Origin of the sequence: Rhizobium sp. Rhizsp42, from assembly GCF_047304155.1 — a bacterium.
In the GTDB taxonomy this organism is placed as follows: Bacteria; Pseudomonadota; Alphaproteobacteria; order Rhizobiales; family Rhizobiaceae; genus Rhizobium.
In genome coordinates, this window is record NZ_JBGLYS010000107.1 from 1 (window position 1) to 1,019 (window position 1,019).

At 66.9% G+C, this 1,019-nt stretch carries 1 protein-coding gene; it reads right to left on the reverse strand.

What is annotated here, in order from left to right; all coding sequences use genetic code 11:
* A partial coding sequence (locus tag ACCD05_RS31735; protein WP_413397639.1) for an efflux transporter outer membrane subunit occupies window positions 1–1,019 on the reverse strand: 1,019 nt, incomplete at both ends.

Consider the following 1,019-nt stretch of genomic DNA (forward strand, 5'->3'; position numbering starts at 1 on the left):
AGCGCGGCCACCGTCTGCGCATCGCGGCGAACCGCCGACAGCGCGTTTTCCACTTCCTCGACCGCCTGCAGAACCGCCTGCTTCCAGGCGAGATACTGGGTCTTGGCGTCGGACTTGGCGATATCGACATTGGCGCGCAGGCGGCCGCCGTCGAAGATCGGCAGCGTCAGGGTCGGGCCGAAGGACCAGCTGGTCAGGCCGCCATTGGCGCCAACCGGGCGCACATAGGTCGGCGAGATCGAGCCGGAGAGCGAGATCGTCGGATAGAGCTGGCTGATGGCGATGCCGATATTGGCGGTGGCGGCGGCCAGATTGCGCTCGGCGACGCGGATGTCGGGACGGTTGCGGATCAGGTCGGCCGGAACGCCGGAGACGATACCGGCACGGAAGACCGGCTGCGAGCCGCCGCGCTGCAGTTCAGCGACCATCGAGCCGGCCGGCTTGCCGAGCAGGGTGGCGATGTGGTGGGCGGCGACGCGGAAGTTGGTTTCCAGACCCGGGATTTCAGCCTGGGTCGACTGCACCAGACCTTCGGCCTGCACGACGTCGAGACGCGAGGCTGCACCGGCATCGAGCTGGAACTTGGTCAGCTCGTAGGTTTCCTGGCGCGATTTCAGGTTGGCCTTGGAGAGCGCGATGCGCTCCTGATAGTAGCGGGCGTTGATGTAGGAGTTCACCAGATCCTGGAGATAGGTGAGCTTGGCGACGTCGGCGGTCGAGTAGGCGGCGTCGAGCGAAGCCTGGGCGCTTTCCTTCGAGCGGCGATACTGGCCGAAGAGGTCGAGCAGCCAGCCGACATTGGCGTTGGCGCCGGTCGTGTTGGTGGCGGCGCGGCTGTCGGCCAGCGAGCCGAGCGAACCGCTGGTGGTGTGCGAAGCGCCAACCACCAGGCTCGGCAGGGCGCCGGCGCCAGCGACCGTGACATTGCCGGCAGCGGCGTTGATGCGCTCCAGCGACTGCTGGATCGACAGGTTCTCATTGAGACCTTCGACCACCAGTCCGTTCAGGCGGGTGTCGCG